The following is an 18,328-nucleotide window of genomic DNA, read 5'->3' on the forward strand; positions in this document are numbered from 1 at the left end:
GGCATCCACAGGGGAGGCCCCACATGTCGCGCAGCACGCCACTTCGCGCGAGCGCCGTCGTCGTGGTGGGCTCGCCCTGGCTGGGCGCCGCTCGTGCCGGCGCCGGTCCGTACGGGCCGCTGCTGCCTCCCAACGGCGACGGGCTCGCGCTGCCCGAGGGGTTCACGAGCAGGACGGTCGCGCGGAGCGGGCGGAAGGTGGCGGGCCTGAAGTGGCACGCCGCGCCCGCGGGCGGGGCCTGCTTCCCCGACGGCGACGGCTGGATCTACGTCTCCAACGCCAAGGTCCCCCTGCTGGGCGGGGCCTCCGCGCTGTGCTTCGGCTCCAACGGCACCGTGATCGAGGCCTACCGCGTCCTGTCGGGCACCACGCTCAACGCCGCCGGCGGCGCCACCCCGTGGAACACCTGGCTGTCGTGCGAGGAGACCGAGAGCGGGCGCGTCTTCGAGTGCGACCCGTACGGCGAGCGCGCCGCCCGCCCGCGCCTGGCGATGGGCAGGTTCCGGCACGAGGCGGCGGCCTGCGACCCGGAGCGCCAGGTGGTGTACCTGACCGAGGACGAGCCCGACGGCTGCTTCTACCGCTTCCGCCCCCGCGACTGGGGCGACCTGACCGAGGGCACGCTGGAGGTCCTCGCCATGGGCGGCGTGTGGCGCCCGGTGCCGCACCCCGCCGCGCCGGTGGAGCCGACCCGCTTCCAGGTGCCCGACGCGCTGCGTTTCGACGGCGCCGAGGGCTGCCACTACGCCGACGGCGTCTGCTCCTTCACCACCAGGGGCGACGGCCGGGTGTGGAGCTACACCGCCTCCACCGGCCGGCTGGAGGCGGCGGGCGGCCCGGAGGCGGGCGAGCGGTTCGTCGTGCGGGGCGGCGGCCCGATGGAGATCAGCGTGATCACCCGTTCCGGCGAGGCGGCGCCCTTCGCCCGGCTGGAGGGCCACGGCCTGTCCACGCCGGCGGGCCCCGCCTTCAGCCCGGACGGCACCCGCCTCTACCTCTCCTCCCAGCGCGGACGCACGGGGGCCAGGGCCGGCACCGACGGGCACACGTTCGAGGTGACCGGCCCCTTCCGCGGGTGAGAGGTGATCGCGCGAGCGCCCGCCCGGGGTGGTGCAATGGTGGGGTGACACAGACACGGTGGCTCGACGAGACGGAGGCGGCCGCCTGGCGGGCCTTCCTGTTCACCGCGCACCTGCTCGAACGCCGCATCGAGGAGCAGTTGAAGACGGAGTCCGGCCTGACCCATCCGCAGTACGAGATCCTCGTGCGGCTGTCCGACGAGCCCGACCGGCGGCTGCGGATGACCCAGCTCGCCAGGGAGGTCGTGGTCACCAAGAGCGCGCTGACCTACCAGATCACCCAGTTGGAGAAGGCGGGGCTGGTGGAGCGTGCCACCTGCCCCTCCGACGACCGGGGCGTGCTGGCGGTGCTGACCGAGAAGGGTCTGCGCTGCCTGGAGCGCACCGCGCCCGGGCACGTGGACGTGGTGCGCGAGTACCTCATCGACCACCTGTCGCCCGAGGAACTGCGCACGATGACGCGGGCGCTGCTGAAGGCGCAGACGGCGCTGCGGGGCTAGGACTGCTGGCGGGCCGCGCGGGCGGCGCGCTCCATCTCGACCCTGGCGCTGGCGGCGTACTTGTCGACGTACTCCTGGCCGGACAGCTCCATGAGCGCGTACATGATCTCGTCGGTGACCGCGCGCAGCACCAGGCGGTCCTCCTCCATGCCGTAGTAGCGGGAGAAGTCGAGCGGCTTGCCGAAGCGCACGCCCGGACGGATGCCGAGCTTGGGCAGGGCGCGGCCGGGCGGCATCATCTCGAAGGTGTTGACCATCGCCCACGGGATCACCGGGACGCGCGACTCCAGGGCCATGCGGGCCACGCCGGTCTTGCCCTTGTAGAGGCGGCCGTCGGGCGAGCGGGTGCCCTCGGGATAGATGCCGAGGACGTTGCCCTCGCGCAGGATGCGCTTGCCGGTGCGCAGCGCGGCCTCGCTGGCCTTGCCGCCGGAGCGGTCGATGGGCACGGTGCCGACGCCGCTGAAGAACATCCGGGTGAAGAAGCCCTTGATGCCCCGGCCGGTGAAGTAGTCGGACTTGCCGAGCGAGATGACCTTGCGCCGGAGCTGGAGCGGGCCGAAGAAGTGGTCGGCGAACGACAGGTGGTTGCCGGCGAGGATCGCCGGGCCGTGCTTGGGAACGTTCTCGACGCCCTCTGCCCAGGGGCGGAACACCACGTGGAGGATCGGCGCCAAGATGGCCTTGACCACCCAATAGAACACCCGGCCACCCCTTCGCGAATCTGGTTCTGCGAGCAGAGTCATCTTCGCATCCCAGGGGCGATGCTCCTACACATGCTCTCGCACATCGGCCACAACCGTGCGACGATCGGGCAATTCCGGGATGAATTACAAACACGCCGATGTTGTGGGAGCTGTCATGCCGCTCATGCCTGGCGCGGAGCCATACCACCACGAGGCCGGTCCGGTCGGCGTGTTGCTGTGCCATGGGTTCACCGGCACGCCGCAGTCGCTGCGGCCGTGGGGTGAGTACCTGGCCGGGCACGGGCTGACCGTCTCGCTGCCGCGCCAGCCGGGTCACGGCACGACGTGGCAGGAGATGAACCGCACCCGCTGGGACGACTGGTACGCCGAGGTGGAGAAGGCGTTCCAGGATCTTCTCGGCAGGTGCTCGGAGGTGTTCGTGGCCGGGTTGTCGCTGGGCGGCTGCCTCGCGCTGCGGCTGGCGGAGGTCCACGGAGAGGCGGTCAAGGGGGTGGTGGTGGTCAATCCGTCGATCACGCTCGACGTGCCCCTGCTGCGGCTGGCGCCGGTACTCAAGTGGTTCCTGCAGTCGGTGCCGGGGGTGGCCAACGACGTCAAGAAGCCAGGGGTACGCGAGCTGGCGTACACGCGGACTCCGGTGAAGGCGGCGGCCTCGCTGCCGAAGCTGTGGTCTCTGGTCCAGGCGGACCTGTCCAAGGTCACGCAGCCGCTGCTGGTGTACCACAGCACCGATGACCACGTAGTCAAGCCGACATCCGTCGCGATACTACGAAAAGTCCTCAAACACGCGACGATCGAGGAACTCTCCGATAGCTACCATGTTGCGACGCTGGATAATGATGCCGACAGGATCTTTGCCGGGAGCCTCGACTTCATCCGGACACATGCCTCGGTACCCTTGCAGAGGGACTGAACGCACCCAGGGGGAAGGCGCGTAGGTGACGCCCCAGAGTGACGAGGACGAGGTCTGGCGTCAGATCGTCGCGTCCTTCAACGAGACAGCCGAGCGCGACTCGGCCGACCAACCATGGCCCGACAGCGAGAACGTGCCGGAGGAGCCGACCCGGCGGGTGGTGCGACCGCCTGAGTTCCGCGAGGTCGACACCGACCTCGCCGAGCCCGAGGGTGAGAGCGAGCCCGAGCGCGAGGAGGAGGAAGAGGGGCACTACGTGCCGCCTCCCCCGCCTCCGCTGCCCAAGCTCGACCTGCCCACCAAGCTGGCCTGGGTCGCGCTGTTCGGCGGCCCCGCCTATCTGCTGCTGGCCGCGATGGCCGAGTGGGAGATGGAGGGCTGGGCGCTGTTCACCGCCGTGGCCGCCTTCATCGGCGGCTTCGTGGCGCTGGTGGTGCGGATGGGCGACGGCCCGCCCAACGACTCCGGCTGGGACGACGGCGCGGTCCTGTAGCGCCCGGCCTCAGGACTGGGTGGGCGTCTTGGGGCCGAACGTCTCCACGACGTCGGTGTAGCGGTCGGTGGCGTCCACGACGTGCCCGACCGCCCACACCGAGCCCTTGCCCGGCAGGTAGGTCACCGCCTGCAGACGTACGGCGTCGCGCCCCTTGAGCGTGCCGCCGCCCCTGATCACCTGGAAGCCGTCCTTGCCCTGGCGCATGAGGAAGCCCTCGGTCGGCCGCGCCGCGTCGTAGCCCGCGATCCAGTAGCGGCCCTTGCCGTCGCCCGTGACCCCGTAGAGGCGCGCCTCGACGGCAGGCAGCTTCTCGCGCGACCACTTCTTGCCGTTCCACGACAGCACCAGCGGCTCGACGCTGCCGGGACCGTGGTAGACGCCGCCGACGGCCAGCGCCCGCTTGGCGTTGTCGACCTGGATGTCGCGCAGGTAGCCGCCGGGCACCGACGGGACCGGCATCGCCTTCCACGAACTGCCCGACTGCCGCACGATCAGCGGCTGCTCCCCCGTGTCGCCGACCGCGAACCCCGAGGACACCGCGTACAGCGCGCCCTTCTCCTTGGTCTTCTGCACCGTCCAGGAGTTGCCCTGCCCGGTGACGATCAGCCCGGTCTTGTCGCGCCGGCCGACCGCGACGACCTTCCCGCCGCGCGCGTCGAGCCCGCCGAGCCAGTCGCCGCTCCACAGGCCGGGCACCTGCACGCGGTCGAAGCCCGCGAGATCACCCTTGGCCAGGTACGGCAGGCCGTCGTGCCCGTCGCCCAGCGCCCACACCTCGCCCGGCCCGGCGGCGGCCACGCTGCGCAGGTTGCCCGCGCCGGTGGAGTCGCGGATGGCGACCTCGCCCCAGGCGCTGCCGTTCCAGTGGCGGATGGTGCCCCGATTCTTCCAGACGTCCCAGATCTCCTGCTGGCCGACGGCCCAGATGTCGCCCGCCGACAGCGCCAGCACGTCGGACAGCGAGCCGTCGGCGTCCAGCCGCGCGCTCGTCGACTGCTGCCACGCCTCGATCGTGGCAGGGCGAGGGTCGTCGGCATGCGCCACCCCGGGCGGGACGGCCAGCGAGGACGCCAGGCACACAGCCGCGGTCAGGGAGAGCGCACGCCGCCGAGAGCGACGGGTCATGAGCAAATGGTACGGGCTGCCCGGGCACGCCCGCCCGGGGACCCCGTCATGAGTCCACCGGCCGCCCCACCGCCCCAGCGCTGCGGCAATCCCCTTTCACCTGCCCTGACCTGCGGAAGATCACCGAGCGTGCGCGATCGGACACGGGAAGATGTTCAGCTTTCCGTTGCCGGGGCGTGACCGTCGGCACCCCTGGATCACGCCCTCACCGGGGGTCCGGGGCGAGTTCGGCGAGGACGGGGAGGTGGTCGGTGGCGGCGATCAGGTCGTCCCCGGCGGCTCCGGTGCCGCCGCAGCCGGTCACCCGGACCCCGGCGCCCGCGAACACCCCGTCGATCCGCTTGCGCGGCTGCCTGGCCGTGAACGTCAGCCCGTCGCCCCGCGGCGCCCAGGCGTAGGCGTCCACCAGCCGTCCGGCCAGGTACCGCCAGGTGGGCGCGTCGCTCTGCTCGTTGACGTCCCCGCACAGCACCGGCGCCGCCCCGAACCGGGAGGCGACCGCCTCCAGGCGGGCCAGGGCCTCCACCGCGTGGTGGAACCTGGCGGCGGCGTTCAGGTCGAGGTGGACGGAGGCGACGGCCAGCCGTACCCCGTCGAGCTCCACCACGGCGATGGCCACCGCGCGGATCTCCAAGCCCAGGAAGATCTTCAGCACGTGGTGCTCGGCGTGCAGGACCCGCGCCCGCGGGCCCACGTAGACCGACACGCCGCCGAGCCGCCCGCCGGCCGCCACGCGCATCCCGGCCGCCTCGGCCAGCGCCTGGCGCCGTCCCCGCCAGTAGAGCAGGCGCGGCGCCTCCTGCACGCACAGCACGTCGGCGCGCATCGCCGTGATCACCCTGACCAGCGCGGGCACGCTGTCCTTCAGCCCGCGCACGTTGTAGGTGCCGACCCTCACGCTGGGGAACCCAACCCCGCCGTGCGCCGCTGTCAGCGCTGCCGGGCCAGGTCGGCCGCGCCCACCACCCCGGCGGAGGCGCCGAGCTCGGCCAGCCGTACGTCGGCGACCGGGCGGTGCCCGCGGCCGGTGAGCTGGCGGGCGAAGGTCTCCTTCGCCCGCTCGAAGAACAGGTCGGCGGCCCGCGAGACGCCGCCGCCGATGATGAAGCAGCCGGGGTCGAGCACGGCGGCCAGGTCGGCCAGCCCCTGGCCCAGCCAGTCGGCCAGCGAGGCGAAGGCGGCCAGCGAGGCGTCGTCGCCCTTGCGGGCGGCCTCGGTCACCTCCTCGCCCTCGATCTTCTCCCCGGCCAGCTCGAACAGGATCCTGGCCCGCTCGGGCTGCTGCCTGGCGATCTCCCTGGCGTCGGCGACGAGGGCGTTGCCGCTGGCGTACTGCTCCCAGCAGCCCAGGTTGCCGCACCCGCACAACCGGCCCTCGGGGACGACCTGCATGTGCCCGAGCTCGGCGCCCATCCCCCACCGGCCGCGGTACAGCTTGCCGTCGAAGACGAGCCCGCCGCCGATGCCGGTGCCGACGGTGATGCAGACGACGTGGGTCTGGCCGCGCCCGGCGCCGAAGTTGGTCTCGCCCCACGCCATGGCGTTCGCGTCGTTCTCGACGACGACGGGCAGGCCGACCAGGCCCATGATCTTCTTCTGCAGGGGTTCCTCGCGCCAGGCGAGGTTCGGGGCGAACCGTACGATCGACCGCGTCTCGTCGACGAACCCGGCCGCGCCTACGCCGATCGCCTCGATCTCGCGGCCCTCGGCCAGTTCCTTGACCACGTCGGCCACGGTCTCGGCGACGAGGTCCGGCTGGTCGGCCGGCGTCGGCCGCAGCGCGTGCGCGACGATCTCGCCGTCCTCGTCGACCACGCCGGCGGCGACCTTCGTGCCGCCGATGTCCACCCCGATAGTCAGCATGCTCACCCCAGGTCGATGTGTTCCACGTCGTCGCCACCGCGCTCGTCGCGCGTGCGGGTCCTTTCGGCCGCCCCGGGGGTGGGCCTGTTCAGCGCGTCGAACGCGCCACGGACCGCGGCGAACAGCTCTCCGCCCGCGGCCACCAGGTGCCCGGCCACGTCGGAGCCGGACTCCCGCTGTGCCGCGATCGCCCGGCAGACCGGGCAGGCGCGGCAGATGTACTCGTCGTGCGGCTCGGACACGGCCTCGCCCCACACGTCTCTCTCCCTGCGCCCGCCGCCGGTGACGCTGCTGGCGAAGGAGTTGATGACGGTCTTGCCGACCTGCCTGGTCGCGCGGTTCTGGATCACGCCGAACAGCTTGCGCGCCTCGTCCGCCACGGACCCGATCGGATCCCTGTCGTTGTTCGTCTCAGTCATCAGACCCTCCTGAAACGAACCGTACCTTCAGGAAACCCTCTCGGAGCACGGCGGAGCCGATCTTCCTGCGGGCGAGGGCCGCGGGCAGCGCGATGATCCTGCGGTACGGCCCCGCCGTCACGATCAGCTCGTCCCGCTTGCGGGCCAGGTCGACCTCGCCCTTGACGGCCCCGGGCAGCGCCAGGCTGAGCTCGTCGCCGGTCAGGACCAGCGGCGGCGGGGTGGCCGGCGGGGCGAAGGGGTCGGCCGTGCCGTACAGGCGCTCGCCGAGGGCGGTCAGGGCGTCGGCGCCGACGGGCTCCTCGGGCAGGTAGGGCACCACGTGGATGGGCAGCGGGGCGAACGACTCCTCGGCCTCGCCGAGCAGCCGGGCCTGGGCGCGTACCCACTGGGCGCGCCACTCGTCGGCGTCACCGGAGGGGAAGACGCGGTTGGCGATGACGGCGTCGACGCGGTAGCCGTACAGGTTGAGGGAGGTGAGGGTGCGCCGCGCCTCGGCCAGCACCACCGACTCGGGCGTGAGCACGAGGCGCACGGACGCGCCGGGACCCGTGAGCAGCTCGCGGATCTCCATGAGCCCGCGGTGCAGCCGCTCGCCGGCGCTGACCACGTCGTCGCCCGGCGCGCTGACGTGGGCGACGCTGCGCATGAACGGCGAGACGACCTTCATGATCCGGCGGCCGACCGGCAGCAGGCGGCTGACGTGCCAGTCGAGCGCCTCGGGCAGCGCGAGCAGGCGCAGCGTCTCGGCGGTGGGCGCGCAGTCGACGACGATGACGTCCCAGCCGCCGGAGCGGGCGTGCTCGCGCAGCTCCAGCAGGGCGATGACCTCTTCGGCGCCGGGCAGGACGGTGATCTCCTCGGCGGTGATCTGGTCGAGGCCGAGTTCGCCGAGCACGCCGCGGGCGTAGTCCTGCAGCTCGCCCCAGTGCTCCTCCAGGGACTTCTGGGTGTCGACCTGGTGCAGGCACAGGCCGGGCGCGATCTCACCGGGCTGGGCGGCCAGGGCGTCGGCCAGCGAGTGGGCGGTGTCGGTGGAGATCACCAGCGTCTTGAGCCCGCGGCTGGCGGCGAGCGTCGCGGTGGCCGCGGCGACGGTGGTCTTGCCGACGCCGCCCTTGCCGGTGAACAGCAGGACGCGGGGGCTCACCTGTGGCCCTCGACCCGCTTCTTCAGGCCCTTCAGAGCCGTGTCGACGATCACCTTCTCGGCCTTGCGCTTGATCATGCCGATCATCGGGACCTTGAGGTCGACCGCGAGTTCGTAGGTCACGGAGGTGCCGCTGCCCGTGTCGGCCAGCGCGTAACTCCCGCTGAGCTCGGAGACCATCTTGCCCTGCTCGACGACCCGCCAGCGGACGCCGGTGTCGTCGTCCCAGGTGTAGCCGAGGGTGTAGGAGTCGCTGATCACGCCGGCGTCGAGCACGAAGCGCACGTCGGCCGGCCGGCCGTCGGGGCCGGTGGTGACGACCTCCGCGCTCTTGACCGCGCCGGCCCACTCCGGGTAGCGGGGCAGGTCCGCGATGACCGCCATGACGGCGGCCCGGTCGGCGGAGATGGTGATGCTCGAAGTGGTGCGATCAGCCATGCGACCACAGTATCGGTCCACTCACCACTCCAGCACGAACGGCTGTCCCTTTCCCCGGAAATGACCGACGTTCCAGCATTCTGTGCGGCCGATCCTGGTGTGGGAGTAGAGCGGCTGGTGAACGTGCCCGAACAGGGCGTAGCGCGGCTGGACGCGCCTGATGTAGTCGAGCGTCGCCTCACTGCCGCGCTCGAAGCGCCTGGCGACCGTGTCGTACAGCAGTTGCGGCACCGCGGGCGGGATGTGCGCGCACAGCACGTCCACCTCGCCGAGCGCGGCGACCTTCGCCGCGTACTCCTCGTCCTCGATCTCGTACGGCGTGCGGTACGGCGTCTTCAGCCCGCCCCCGACGAACCCGAAGCGCCGTCCCCCGATCTCCGCCTCCTGCCCGTCGAGCACCGTGTGCCCCGGTTTGAGGTAGTCGGCCCACAGCCGGGGCACGTCCACGTTGCCGTAGGTGAGGTAGGCGGGCTCGGGCATGGCGGCGAACAGCGCGGCGTACTGCCGGCGCACGTTGGCCTCGATGTGCTCGCGCGGGTCGCCGCCGAGCCCCTTCCACAGCTCCGCCGACATGGCCCTGGCCTCGTCGAAGCGCCGGGCGGTGCGCAGTGCGATGAACGTGGCGGCGTTGCCGGCGCCGAACAGGTCGGCGAAGATCCCCTGCGCGTGGTCGTCGTAGTCGATGTAGAGGATGAGGTCGCCGAGACAGACCAGGGCGTCGGCCCCGTCGCCCGCCCTGGACAGCGCCTCGACGCTTCCGTGCACATCGCTCACGACATGGACCCGCATGCGGGAAATCCTATGAGCGGCGGCGGCTAGCATGAGGTTTGCCCTTCATAACGCCTGGATGACGAAGCTACCGGTGCGTAACTTAACGCGGTAACGTCGCGCCGGTCCCCGAAGAGGAGTTTGATCCGTGCGCGAGTACAGCGTCCCCGTCCTGGTGGATGTGCCGGCCTCGGCCGGCCTGACCGACACCGTGTTCAGGCGTGGCGAGCAGGAGCCGGGCGCGGTGATGTTGCGCCGCAAGTCGGGCGACGACTGGCCGGCCGTGACCGCCGCCGAGTTCAGGGACCAGGTGGTGGCGCTGGCCAAGGGCATGGTGGCCGCGGGCGTCGAGCCGGGCGACCGGGTCGCGATCATCTCCCGCACCCGCTACGAGTGGACGCTCGTCGACTACGCGATCTGGGCGGCGGGCGCGGTCTCGGTGCCGGTCTACGAGACCTCCTCGGTCGAGCAGGTGCGCTGGATCCTGTCCGACGGCGGCGTCAAGGCGGTCTTCGCCGAGCTGGACGACCACGTGGGGACCGTACGCGAGGCGGCGCCGGAGCTGAAGGCGATCTGGCGGATGGACGAGGCGCTCGACGGCTCGGGCGTCGCGGACGAGGAGATCGAGCGCCGCCGCGCCGAGCAGACCGGCGCGGACCTGGCCACGATCATCTACACCTCGGGCACCACGGGGCGGCCCAAGGGCTGCCGCCTGACCCATGACAACCTGCTGTTCACCGCGCGCAACGTGGCCGGCGGGCCGCTGGAGACGGTGTTCACGACCGACGAGCCGGGCGTGCTGCTGTTCCTGCCGCTGGCCCACGTCTTCGCCCGGCTGATCCAGGTGGTCGCGATCGAGACGGGAACGGTCCTTTCGCACACGCCGAACATGAAGAACGTGGCCCCCGACCTGGTCTCGGCCAAGCCGACGCTGCTGCTGGGCGTGCCGAGGGTCTTCGAGAAGGTCTACAACGGCGCCGAGCAGAAGGCGATCCAGGGCGGCAAGGGCAAGATCTTCGCCCGCGCGGCGGACGTGGCCGTCGCCTACAGCAGGGCCTCCGGCAAGGCCGGGTTCGGGCTGCGGCTCAAGCACGCGCTCTTCGACCGGCTCGTCTACTCCAAGCTGCGCGCCGCCACCGGCGGCCGCCTCTCCACGGCGATCTGCGGCGGCTCGGCGTTGGGCGAGCGCCTCGGCCACTTCTTCCGCGGCGTCGGCATCGAGGTGCTCGAAGGGTACGGCCTGACCGAGACCTCGGCCCCCTCGACGGTCAACCTGCCCGGCGGGAACAAGATCGGCACGGTCGGCAAGCCGCTGCCCGGCGTCACGGTGCGCATCGGCGAGGATGGCGAGATCCTGGTCAAGGGCCGCCACGTCTTCGCGGGCTACTGGAACAACGAGCAGGCCACGGCCGAGGCGATCGACGCCGGAGGCTGGTACCACACCGGCGACGTGGGCGAGCTGGACGAGGACGGCTACCTGCGCATCACCGGCCGCAAGAAGGAGATCCTGGTGACCGCGGCGGGCAAGAACGTCGCGCCGGGCCCGCTGGAGGACGCGCTGCGCGCGCACCCGCTCGTCTCCCAGGCCATGATCGTGGGCGACGACCGGCCGTTCGTGGGCGCGCTGGTCACGCTCGACCCCGAGGCGCTGGAGCACTGGAAGAAGGAGAACGGCGCCGACGGCGCGAGCCTGGCCGAGCTGAGCCGCGACCCGAGGATCCTGGCCGAGGTGCAGCGGGCGGTCGACGCCGCCAACCTGACGGTCTCGCGGGCCGAGCAGATCAAGAAGTTCGTGGTGCTCGACCTGGACATCACCGAGGAGAGCGGGCACCTGACGCCCACGCTGAAGATCAAGCGCAACATCGTCATGCGCGACTTCGCGGACACGGTCGAGGCCCTGTACACCCCGTAACCCCTCCGATCACTCTTCTGTTTGAGAACGGTTGCAGGGCCGTTATTGACAACTTGAGACGGATCACAGCTACTAGAGGTCGTATCATTCAGCGGCCCTGACTAGCAGTGCTCCGATGAATGGGCCGCACAGTCAACCCGCCGGTTCGTCACGCCCGGCGAGGAAGGCGGCAAGGGTGAACAGGACCCTCGCAGCAGGCTTAGCGGCCCTGCTCGCGCTCACCGCGTGCTCGGTGAACGAGGCGGCCGCGCCGTCGTCGCCGGGCCAGGCAGGCGCCAAGGAAGTCACCTTTCTGCTGTTCGAGTCGCCCAACCTGAACGCGGCGTACTGGGACGCGCAGATCAAGCGGGCGACCGACGCGGTCCCCGGCATCACCGTGAAGAAGGTCGTCGCGCCCGCGGCGGGCAGCCGCGACGAGTTCGCCAAGCAGCTCATCGCCTCGGGCCAGTTCCCCGACGTCCACATCGGCCTGCAGGACATCCTCGGCTTCGCGCCGAACCTCTACTCCTGGACGCCCGAGGACCTCAAGGACTTTGAGTGCACCGCCTGCGGCGCCATCGGCGGCAAGGTCGTGCAGTTGCCGACCAACACGCAGACGCACTCGAACGTCTACTACAACAAGGGCCTGTTCGAGAAGGCCGGCATCACCGCCCCGCCCAAGACCTACGCCGAACTCCTCGACGCCGCGGCCAAGCTCAAGGCCAAGGGCATCACCCCGTTCGTGACCGGCGGCGGCCCCGACGCCTTCGCCTCCACGCTGGCCTGGACCGGCGTCCTGACCACCGACGTGTACGGCGTGAACCCGGAGTGGATGAAGCAGCGGCGCGAGGGCAAGGTCAAGTTCTCCGACCCCGGCTTCAAGGCCGCCACCCAGAAGTTCGCCGACCTCGCCGCCAAGGGCTACATCGACAAGAAGGACCTCTCGCGCGACTACGGCGCCACGCAGACCGCCTTCCTGGAGGGCAAGGGCGCCATGTACCCGATGGGAAGCTGGTTCGCCTCCCCCAGCGCGGGCGACAACCCGGAGAACACCATCGAGATCGGCCGGTTCACCTGGCCGGGCGAGACCGGCGCGGACAAGCTGGCCGCCTTCACCGGCGGCGGGCTCACCGTAAGCGCCGCCGCCAAGGACCTGGAGTCGGCCAAGAAGTTCGCCCTGGCCTTCCAGCTCGACAAGGCCAACCTGGACGCCTCGGTCAAGGCCGACGCGCTCTTCCCGGCGATCAAGGGCTATACGCCGCCGTCGATGGGGCCGGTGTTCACGGAGTCGTACAAGGCGTGGTCGGACGCCAAGACGGCGGGCGCGATCGTGCCGTCCTTCGGCTGGGAGGCCGGCGACGAGGCGATGCTGCCCGGCATGAAGGAGAAGTGGTGGTCCTCGGCCCAGGACCTCGTCAGCGGCAAGAAGACCGTGGACGAGGTGCTGAGCTACCTCGACGACGAGTGGGACAAGTCCTCTTGAGAGTCGCGTACGGCAGGGCCTGGCACTTTCTCAGCTTCGGCGCCCCCGGGCTGCTGATCTACGTGTGCTTCGTGCTCGTGCCGATCCTGCTCAGCGTGGGCTACAGCATGACGAACTACAGCCTGCTGCGTCCCGGCTGGAGCTGGGTGGGGCTGCGCAACTACGAGCTGCTCCTCACCGACCAGGCGTTCCTGACCTCCCTGCGGGTCACGACCGTCCTGACGGTCATGGTCCTGGTCCTGCCCAACCTCCTCGGGCTGGCGATCGCGGTGCTCCTGGACCGCCGCGGCTGGTTCTACAACGCCATGCGCAGCGTCTACTTCACCCCGATGGTGCTCAGCTCCGTCGTGGTCAGCGTGATCTGGACGCGGGTCCTCGACGACGAGGGCCCGCTCAACCAGGCGCTGCGCCTGCTCGGCGTGGCCGACCCGCCCGGCTGGCTGTCCGACCCGGACTACGCGCTGTTCTCCCTGGGCGGGATCGTCTCGTGGCAGATGCTCGGCTTCTGCGTCGTGGTCTACCTGGCCGGGCTGCAGGGCGTGCCGACCGAACTCGCCGAGGCCGCCTCCATCGACGGCGCGGGCCCGTGGACGCGCTTTCGCCGCATCACCTGGCCGCTGCTGGCCCCCGCGCTGACCGTCAACACCGTCGTCCTGCTGATCACCACGTTCAAGATCTTCGACCATGTCAAGGTCATCACCAATGGCGGGCCGGGCACCGGCACCACCGCCACCGTCGCCTTCACGATCATGCAGGAGGGCTTCGTCGAGAACCACCAGGGCTACGCCTCGGCCATGGCCGTGGTCATGCTGGTGATCATCGCCGTGGCCTCCGTCGTCGCGCTGCGCGTACTCCAGAGCAGGGAGGTGCAGCTGTGAGGCGGCCACTCCTCACGCTCGCGGTCACCAGCGTCTTCTTCGTGCCGCTCTACGTGGCGCTGGTCAACGTCGTCAAGCCGAGCGCGCTCATCCCGGGGGCGGGCGCGATCGCGCTGCCGATCCCGCCGACGCTGGACAACCTGACCGCGGTCCTCACCGACCCGACCAACCTGTTCTGGGCGAGCCTGGCCAACAGCGTCATCGTCACGACGCTGTCGGTGATCGTGCTGACGCTGCTGTCGGCGATGCTCGCCCACTACCTCGCCCGTACGGCGGGCCGCTGGGGCCGGCTCGTCACGGTCCTCCTGCTGTGCGGTCTCATGATCCCGCCCCAGGTCATCCTGGTCCCGATCACCCAGGTGCTGCGGGCCTTCGGCCTCATGACGACGGTCCAGGGACTGGTGCTGTTCAACGTCGGCTACTACATCCCGTTCGGGGTGTTCGTGTTCACCGGGTTCCTCAAGGGCATCCCCGCCGACCTGGAGGAGGCGGCGGCGATCGACGGCGCGGGACGCGGGCAGGCGTTCTGGCGCATCGTCTTCCCGCTGCTGCGCCCGGCCACCGCCAGCGTCCTGATCTTCCTGTCGGTGTGGATCTGGAACGACTTCCTCAGCCCGCTCATCATCCTCGGCCCCGGCCAGGGCACCACGGTCACCACCGGCATCTACCGCTCGCTCGGTCAGTACTCCTTCGACTACGGCGGCGTGTTCGCCCTGATGTTCCTCTCGACGCTGCCCGTCCTGATCTTCTATCTCGCCCTGCAGAAGCAGTTCGTCAAGGGACTCACCGGCGGTGCCACGAAGGGGTGAGTTTAGCCGGCCTGACAAACGGAAAAAGATCTCAGTCAACGCAAGGAAGCAGGTGCACCCCCCATGATCCTGCCGTCCACCAGAACCGCCGTGGCGTTGCTCGGCACCGCGCTGGTCCTGGCCGCGTGTTCGTCCGGCAGGGAGGAGACCACCGCGGGCGCGAGCAAGGCGCCGGCGGGCGGCAAGGTCTCGATCGCCTACCTCCAGAAGCAGGGCGACCAGGAGTACTTCATCGGCGAGGCCCAGGGCGCCAAGGACAAGGCCGCCGAGCTGGGCGTCGACCTCCAGGTCGTCGACCTCGGCGAGGACACCAACAAGGCGGTCACCGAGACCCAGGCGGCCATCGGCAAGAAGGTCGGCGGCATCATCATCGTCGTCCCCGCCCCGGCCGTCGGGCCCCAGATCGTGCAGCTCGCCAAGGACGGCGGCGTACCTCTGCTCACCTCCGACGACCAGGTCTGCGTCGACGGGCCCGACCCCGCCGCCTGCGACAAGTCCAAGCTGGTGCCCCGCGTCGGCTTCTCCGGCGCCCAGATGGGCGAGTCCGTCGGCACCCGCGCGGGCGAGGAGTTCAAGAAGGCCGGGTGGAAGAAGGAGGACACCGCGATCATCACGGCCTGGCAGCAGGACGTGACGGTCTGCACCGACCGCGTCAAGGCCGCGGTGCCGAAGTTCGAGGCGGCGGCGGGCGTCACCGGCGTGAAGGTCATCGAGGTCGGCACCGACAACACCCCGACCGGCGCCCAGGACAAGGTCGCGGCCACGATCAGCGGCAACCGGGCGGTCAAGAACTGGGTGATGCTCGGCTGCAACGACGAGAACGTCAGCGGCGGCGTCACCGCCATGCAGAACGCCGGGATCAAACCGGAGAACATCATCGGGGTGGGTTTGGGCGCCTATCTCGCGTGCAAGGACTGGAACAGCGGCAAACCTTCAGGTATGAAGGCAGCGTTGTTCATCAACGGATACGAGGTCGGCAAGCTCGCCGTGCAGACGATGTATGACACCATCAAGAACGGCACCGCCATGCCGGCCGAGGCCTTCGCACCAACGAAGATGGTGGATGCGACCAACTGGCAGGCCGAGGGAGTCAAGTGCAGCGCCTGACACGGTTATCGGTGGCCGCCGCGGCGGCGGCCACCGCTCTGGCAACGCTCGCGAACCCGGCGGCGGCCGACGAGGTGCCCGAAGGCGCCCTCCTCGGCGACGGCAGCCGGGTCGTGCGCGTCGACGACGGCCGCTGGGTGGTGGCCAAGCAGCTACCCAACGGCGACCTGGCGGTGGCGCTCTACAACGAGAGCGGGCACCCGCAGCGCATCGCCACCACGGTGACCGACCTCGGGCTTCCCGCGGCGGCGCCCGCCTACCGCGTACGCGAGCTGTTAACCGGCGCCGACGCCCACACCTCGGGCGTCCTGGCCGCCAACGTGCCCGCCAGGCAGGCGCTCCTCTACCAGATCTCCAGGGACGCGGCCTGGTCCTCCTACCCGCCGCTCCTCGAGTTCGACCTCCAGGTCCCCACCCCCTACCAGGGCGCCGCCGCGCTCATCGAGCCCGGCGCCACCACCCAGGTCACCACCGTCGTCACCAACCACGGACTCACCAACGCCGCCGACATCGCCTCGTCGCTGCGCGCGCCCGAGCGCTGGATCTCCACCGCCGCGACCCCGGCCGCCGCCAAGATCCTCGGCCCCGGCCAGCGCCTGGCCACCACCTGGAACCTCACCACCCCGGCCGGCCTGCCCCGCAACGCGTACTGGCTGGAGGCCGCCGCCGCCAAGCTCCGTGCCGCCTCCGTCTTCGTCGTGCCGCCGCCCGCCCCCGCGGGCACCGCCTACGTCAGCGACCTGAGCTGGCTCAGCATGGCCAACGGCAAGGGCGCGGTCGAGCGGCGCAAGGTCACCGTCAACGGCGCCGCCTACAACAAGGGCCTGACCGCCCACGCCCCCGGCACCCTCGACTACTACCTCGGCGGGCGCTGCACCAAGCTCACCGCGCACGCGGGCGTCGACGACGCCGCGGGCACGGGCGGCACCGTCACCTTCGAGATCTGGGCCGACGGCCGCAAGGCCGCCGACTCCGGGGTGCGGACCGGCGCCATGGCCGCACTGCCGCTCGCCGCCGACGTGACCGGCGCGCGTCTCGTCAGGCTCGTCGTCACCGACGCGGGCGACGGCCCGGGCGGAGACGCGGCGGCCTGGGGAGACCCGGTGGTCACGTGCTCAGGGTAGAGGAGCTGGCCAAGCACTTCTCCGGAGTACAGGCGCTGCGCGGCGTCACCCTCGACTTCCCCGCCGGCCAGGTCACCGCCCTCATGGGCGAGAACGGCGCGGGCAAGTCCACGCTCATCAAGATCGTCAATGGTGACCACCGCCCCGACGGCGGCCGCGTCCTGCTCGACGGCCGTCCCCTCGACCTGCACTCCCCCGCCGACGCCCGCCGTCACGGCATCCGCGTCATCCCCCAGGAACCGGAGATCATCCCGCACGTCTCCGTCGCCGAGAACGTCCACGCCGGCGCCCTCCCCCGTCGCCGCGGCCGCCTGCTCGACCGCGCCGCGCTGCGCGAGCGCGTCCAGGCCCAGCTCGTACGGCTCGGCTTCGAGCACGCCCTCCACCCCGACGCCCTCGGCTCCGCCCTCACCCCCGCGCAACGCCAGCTCGTCGAGATCCTGCGCGCCCTGACCGGCGAGGCCCGCGTCATCGCCTTCGACGAGCCCACCTCCTCCCTCGGCGAACACGAGACCGAAGCCCTCTTCGCCCTCATCGCCCGGCTGCGCGAGCAGGGCCTGGCCATCGTCTACGTCTCCCACCGGCTCAAGGAGATCTTCCGCCTGGCCGACCGCATCGCCGTCCTGCGCGACGGCGCCCTGGTCGGCGTACGGCCGGCCGCGGAAGCCGGTGAGAACGAGATCGTCCGCATGATGGTGGGCCGGGACCTGTCGTCCATGTTCGAACGCCCCGGCACCGAGGCGGGCGAGGTCGTCCTCGACGTCCGGGGGGTCACCACCGACGACGTGCGCGACATCACCTTCCAGGTGCGCGCCGGGGAGGTCGTCGCCCTGGCCGGCCTGGTCGGCGCCGGCCGGTCGGAGCTGTCCCGCGCGCTGGCCGGCGACCTGCCGATCCGCTCGGGAACGGTGAGCGTGGCGGGCCGCGTGCTGCGGCTGCGCCACCCGGGCGACGCCGTACGGGCCGGGCTCGGCTACGCGCCCGAGGAACGCAAGGCCCAGGCACTCTTCCTCGACCGGAGCGTGCGCGACAACACCTCCCTGGTCATCCTCGACCGGCTGCGCAGGTTCCGCTTCGTCCGCCGCGCCGCCGAGAACCGCGCCGTGGCCGAGTTCGTCGACCGGCTGCGCGTGCGCACCCCGTCCCTGGAGCACGAGGTACGCAAGCTGTCCGGCGGCAACCAGCAGAAGGTCGTCCTGGCTCGCTGGCTGGCCCGCCGCCCCAAGGTGCTCATCCTCGACGAGCCGACCCGGGGGATCGACGTCGGGGCGAAGGCGGAGATCTACCACATCATCGCCGACCTGGCCCGCTCCGGAGTGGCCGTCCTGGTGGTCTCCTCCGAACTCCCCGAGATCCTGGGCCTGGCCGACCGCATCCTGGTGATGCAGAACGGCCGCATAACCGGCGAACTCCCCCGCACCCACGCCACCGAGGAATCCATCCTCTCCCTGGCCATGACCGACGACCTAACCCCCACCCCCTCCTAACCCACCCCACCCCTTCGCCACCTCCCACCCCCACACCCTCTCCAGCCCAACACCCCACCCCGGCGCCCCTCTCCGGCCCAGCACCCTCTCCC

General features: G+C 71.1%; 19 protein-coding genes. 11 read left to right on the forward strand and 8 right to left on the reverse strand.

Annotated elements, in window-relative coordinates:
- The first annotated feature begins 23 nt into the window (after positions 1-23).
- A complete protein-coding gene (locus ACIBEJ_RS27970) occupies positions 24-1,079 on the forward strand; it encodes an alkaline phosphatase PhoX (protein WP_397185795.1) in 1,056 nt (351 codons plus the stop codon).
- Between the two features lie 44 nt (positions 1,080-1,123).
- Positions 1,124-1,579, forward strand: a complete 456-nt coding sequence (locus ACIBEJ_RS27975) for a MarR family winged helix-turn-helix transcriptional regulator (protein ID WP_397185796.1) — start codon at positions 1,124-1,126, stop codon at positions 1,577-1,579.
- Here ACIBEJ_RS27975 and ACIBEJ_RS27980 read toward each other — a convergent pair.
- Positions 1,576-2,283: a lysophospholipid acyltransferase family protein gene (locus tag ACIBEJ_RS27980; RefSeq protein ID WP_397185797.1), complete on the reverse strand. Its 708-nt coding sequence runs from the start codon at positions 2,281-2,283 to the stop codon at positions 1,576-1,578. The genes ACIBEJ_RS27975 and ACIBEJ_RS27980 overlap by 4 nt on opposite strands.
- A gap of 157 nt (positions 2,284-2,440) precedes the next feature.
- On the opposite strand from ACIBEJ_RS27980, the gene ACIBEJ_RS27985 reads away from it, so the two are divergent.
- Positions 2,441-3,199 (forward strand): alpha/beta hydrolase, encoded by a 759-nt coding sequence (locus ACIBEJ_RS27985; RefSeq protein WP_397185798.1) that lies wholly within the window; start codon positions 2,441-2,443, stop codon positions 3,197-3,199.
- Positions 3,200-3,224: 25 nt separating this feature from the next.
- Entirely contained in the window at positions 3,225-3,692 is a 468-nt protein-coding gene (locus tag ACIBEJ_RS27990; protein WP_397185799.1) for a hypothetical protein, read from the forward strand.
- Between the two features lie 9 nt (positions 3,693-3,701).
- Here ACIBEJ_RS27990 and ACIBEJ_RS27995 read toward each other — a convergent pair whose 3' ends face one another.
- From ACIBEJ_RS27995 to ACIBEJ_RS28025, 7 genes are all read right to left on the reverse strand, one after another.
- The gene (locus ACIBEJ_RS27995) at positions 3,702-4,820 is read right to left on the reverse strand and encodes a hypothetical protein (RefSeq protein ID WP_397185800.1); all 1,119 of its coding nucleotides are present in this window, start codon (positions 4,818-4,820) and stop codon (positions 3,702-3,704) included.
- Between the two features lie 205 nt (positions 4,821-5,025).
- The gene (locus ACIBEJ_RS28000; protein ID WP_397185801.1) at positions 5,026-5,718 is read right to left on the reverse strand and encodes an endonuclease/exonuclease/phosphatase family protein; all 693 of its coding nucleotides are present in this window, start codon (positions 5,716-5,718) and stop codon (positions 5,026-5,028) included.
- A 32-nt stretch (positions 5,719-5,750) separates the two neighbouring features.
- Positions 5,751-6,683, reverse strand: a complete 933-nt coding sequence (locus tag ACIBEJ_RS28005) for an ROK family glucokinase (protein ID WP_397186101.1) — start codon at positions 6,681-6,683, stop codon at positions 5,751-5,753.
- A 2-nt stretch (positions 6,684-6,685) separates the two neighbouring features.
- Positions 6,686-7,102, reverse strand: coding sequence for a hypothetical protein (locus ACIBEJ_RS28010; RefSeq protein ID WP_397185802.1), 417 nt, complete (start codon positions 7,100-7,102; stop codon positions 6,686-6,688).
- Entirely contained in the window at positions 7,095-8,252 is a 1,158-nt protein-coding gene (locus ACIBEJ_RS28015; RefSeq protein ID WP_397185803.1) for an ArsA family ATPase, read from the reverse strand. Before ACIBEJ_RS28015 ends, ACIBEJ_RS28010 begins: the two co-directional genes overlap by 8 nt.
- Complete coding sequence (locus ACIBEJ_RS28020; protein WP_397185804.1) at positions 8,249-8,689, reverse strand: SRPBCC family protein; 441 nt, start codon at positions 8,687-8,689, stop codon at positions 8,249-8,251. The genes ACIBEJ_RS28015 and ACIBEJ_RS28020 overlap by 4 nt, the downstream gene beginning before the upstream one ends.
- A gap of 21 nt (positions 8,690-8,710) precedes the next feature.
- Positions 8,711-9,478 carry a metallophosphoesterase gene (locus tag ACIBEJ_RS28025; RefSeq protein WP_397185805.1) on the reverse strand — a complete coding sequence of 256 codons (768 nt, stop codon included), beginning with the start codon at positions 9,476-9,478 and terminating at the stop codon, positions 8,711-8,713.
- Between the two features lie 127 nt (positions 9,479-9,605).
- Between ACIBEJ_RS28025 and ACIBEJ_RS28030 the strand changes: the two genes are divergently transcribed.
- The 7 genes from ACIBEJ_RS28030 (at position 9,606) to ACIBEJ_RS28060 (ending at position 18,236) form a co-directional block, all read left to right on the forward strand.
- Entirely contained in the window at positions 9,606-11,369 is a 1,764-nt protein-coding gene (locus ACIBEJ_RS28030; protein ID WP_397185806.1) for an AMP-dependent synthetase/ligase, read from the forward strand.
- A 175-nt stretch (positions 11,370-11,544) separates the two neighbouring features.
- On the forward strand, positions 11,545-12,831 hold the full coding sequence (locus ACIBEJ_RS28035) for an ABC transporter substrate-binding protein (RefSeq protein WP_397185807.1): 1,287 nt from the start codon (positions 11,545-11,547) through the stop codon (positions 12,829-12,831).
- Positions 12,828-13,709, forward strand: coding sequence for a carbohydrate ABC transporter permease (locus ACIBEJ_RS28040; RefSeq protein WP_397185808.1), 882 nt, complete (start codon positions 12,828-12,830; stop codon positions 13,707-13,709). Before ACIBEJ_RS28035 ends, ACIBEJ_RS28040 begins: the two co-directional genes overlap by 4 nt.
- Complete coding sequence (locus tag ACIBEJ_RS28045) at positions 13,706-14,518, forward strand: carbohydrate ABC transporter permease (RefSeq protein WP_397185809.1); 813 nt, start codon at positions 13,706-13,708, stop codon at positions 14,516-14,518. The genes ACIBEJ_RS28040 and ACIBEJ_RS28045 overlap by 4 nt, the downstream gene beginning before the upstream one ends.
- Positions 14,519-14,581: 63 nt before the next feature.
- Complete coding sequence (locus tag ACIBEJ_RS28050; protein WP_397185810.1) at positions 14,582-15,625, forward strand: substrate-binding domain-containing protein; 1,044 nt, start codon at positions 14,582-14,584, stop codon at positions 15,623-15,625.
- The gene (locus ACIBEJ_RS28055) at positions 15,613-16,749 is read left to right on the forward strand and encodes an NPCBM/NEW2 domain-containing protein (protein ID WP_397185811.1); all 1,137 of its coding nucleotides are present in this window, start codon (positions 15,613-15,615) and stop codon (positions 16,747-16,749) included. Before ACIBEJ_RS28050 ends, ACIBEJ_RS28055 begins: the two co-directional genes overlap by 13 nt.
- A complete protein-coding gene (locus ACIBEJ_RS28060; protein WP_397185812.1) occupies positions 16,737-18,236 on the forward strand; it encodes a sugar ABC transporter ATP-binding protein in 1,500 nt (499 codons plus the stop codon). The genes ACIBEJ_RS28055 and ACIBEJ_RS28060 overlap by 13 nt, the downstream gene beginning before the upstream one ends.
- Positions 18,237-18,328 lie beyond the last annotated feature (92 nt).

The sequence above is a fragment of the Nonomuraea sp. NPDC050790 genome (genome assembly GCF_044456745.1).
GTDB lineage: Bacteria > Actinomycetota > Actinomycetes > Streptosporangiales > Streptosporangiaceae > Nonomuraea.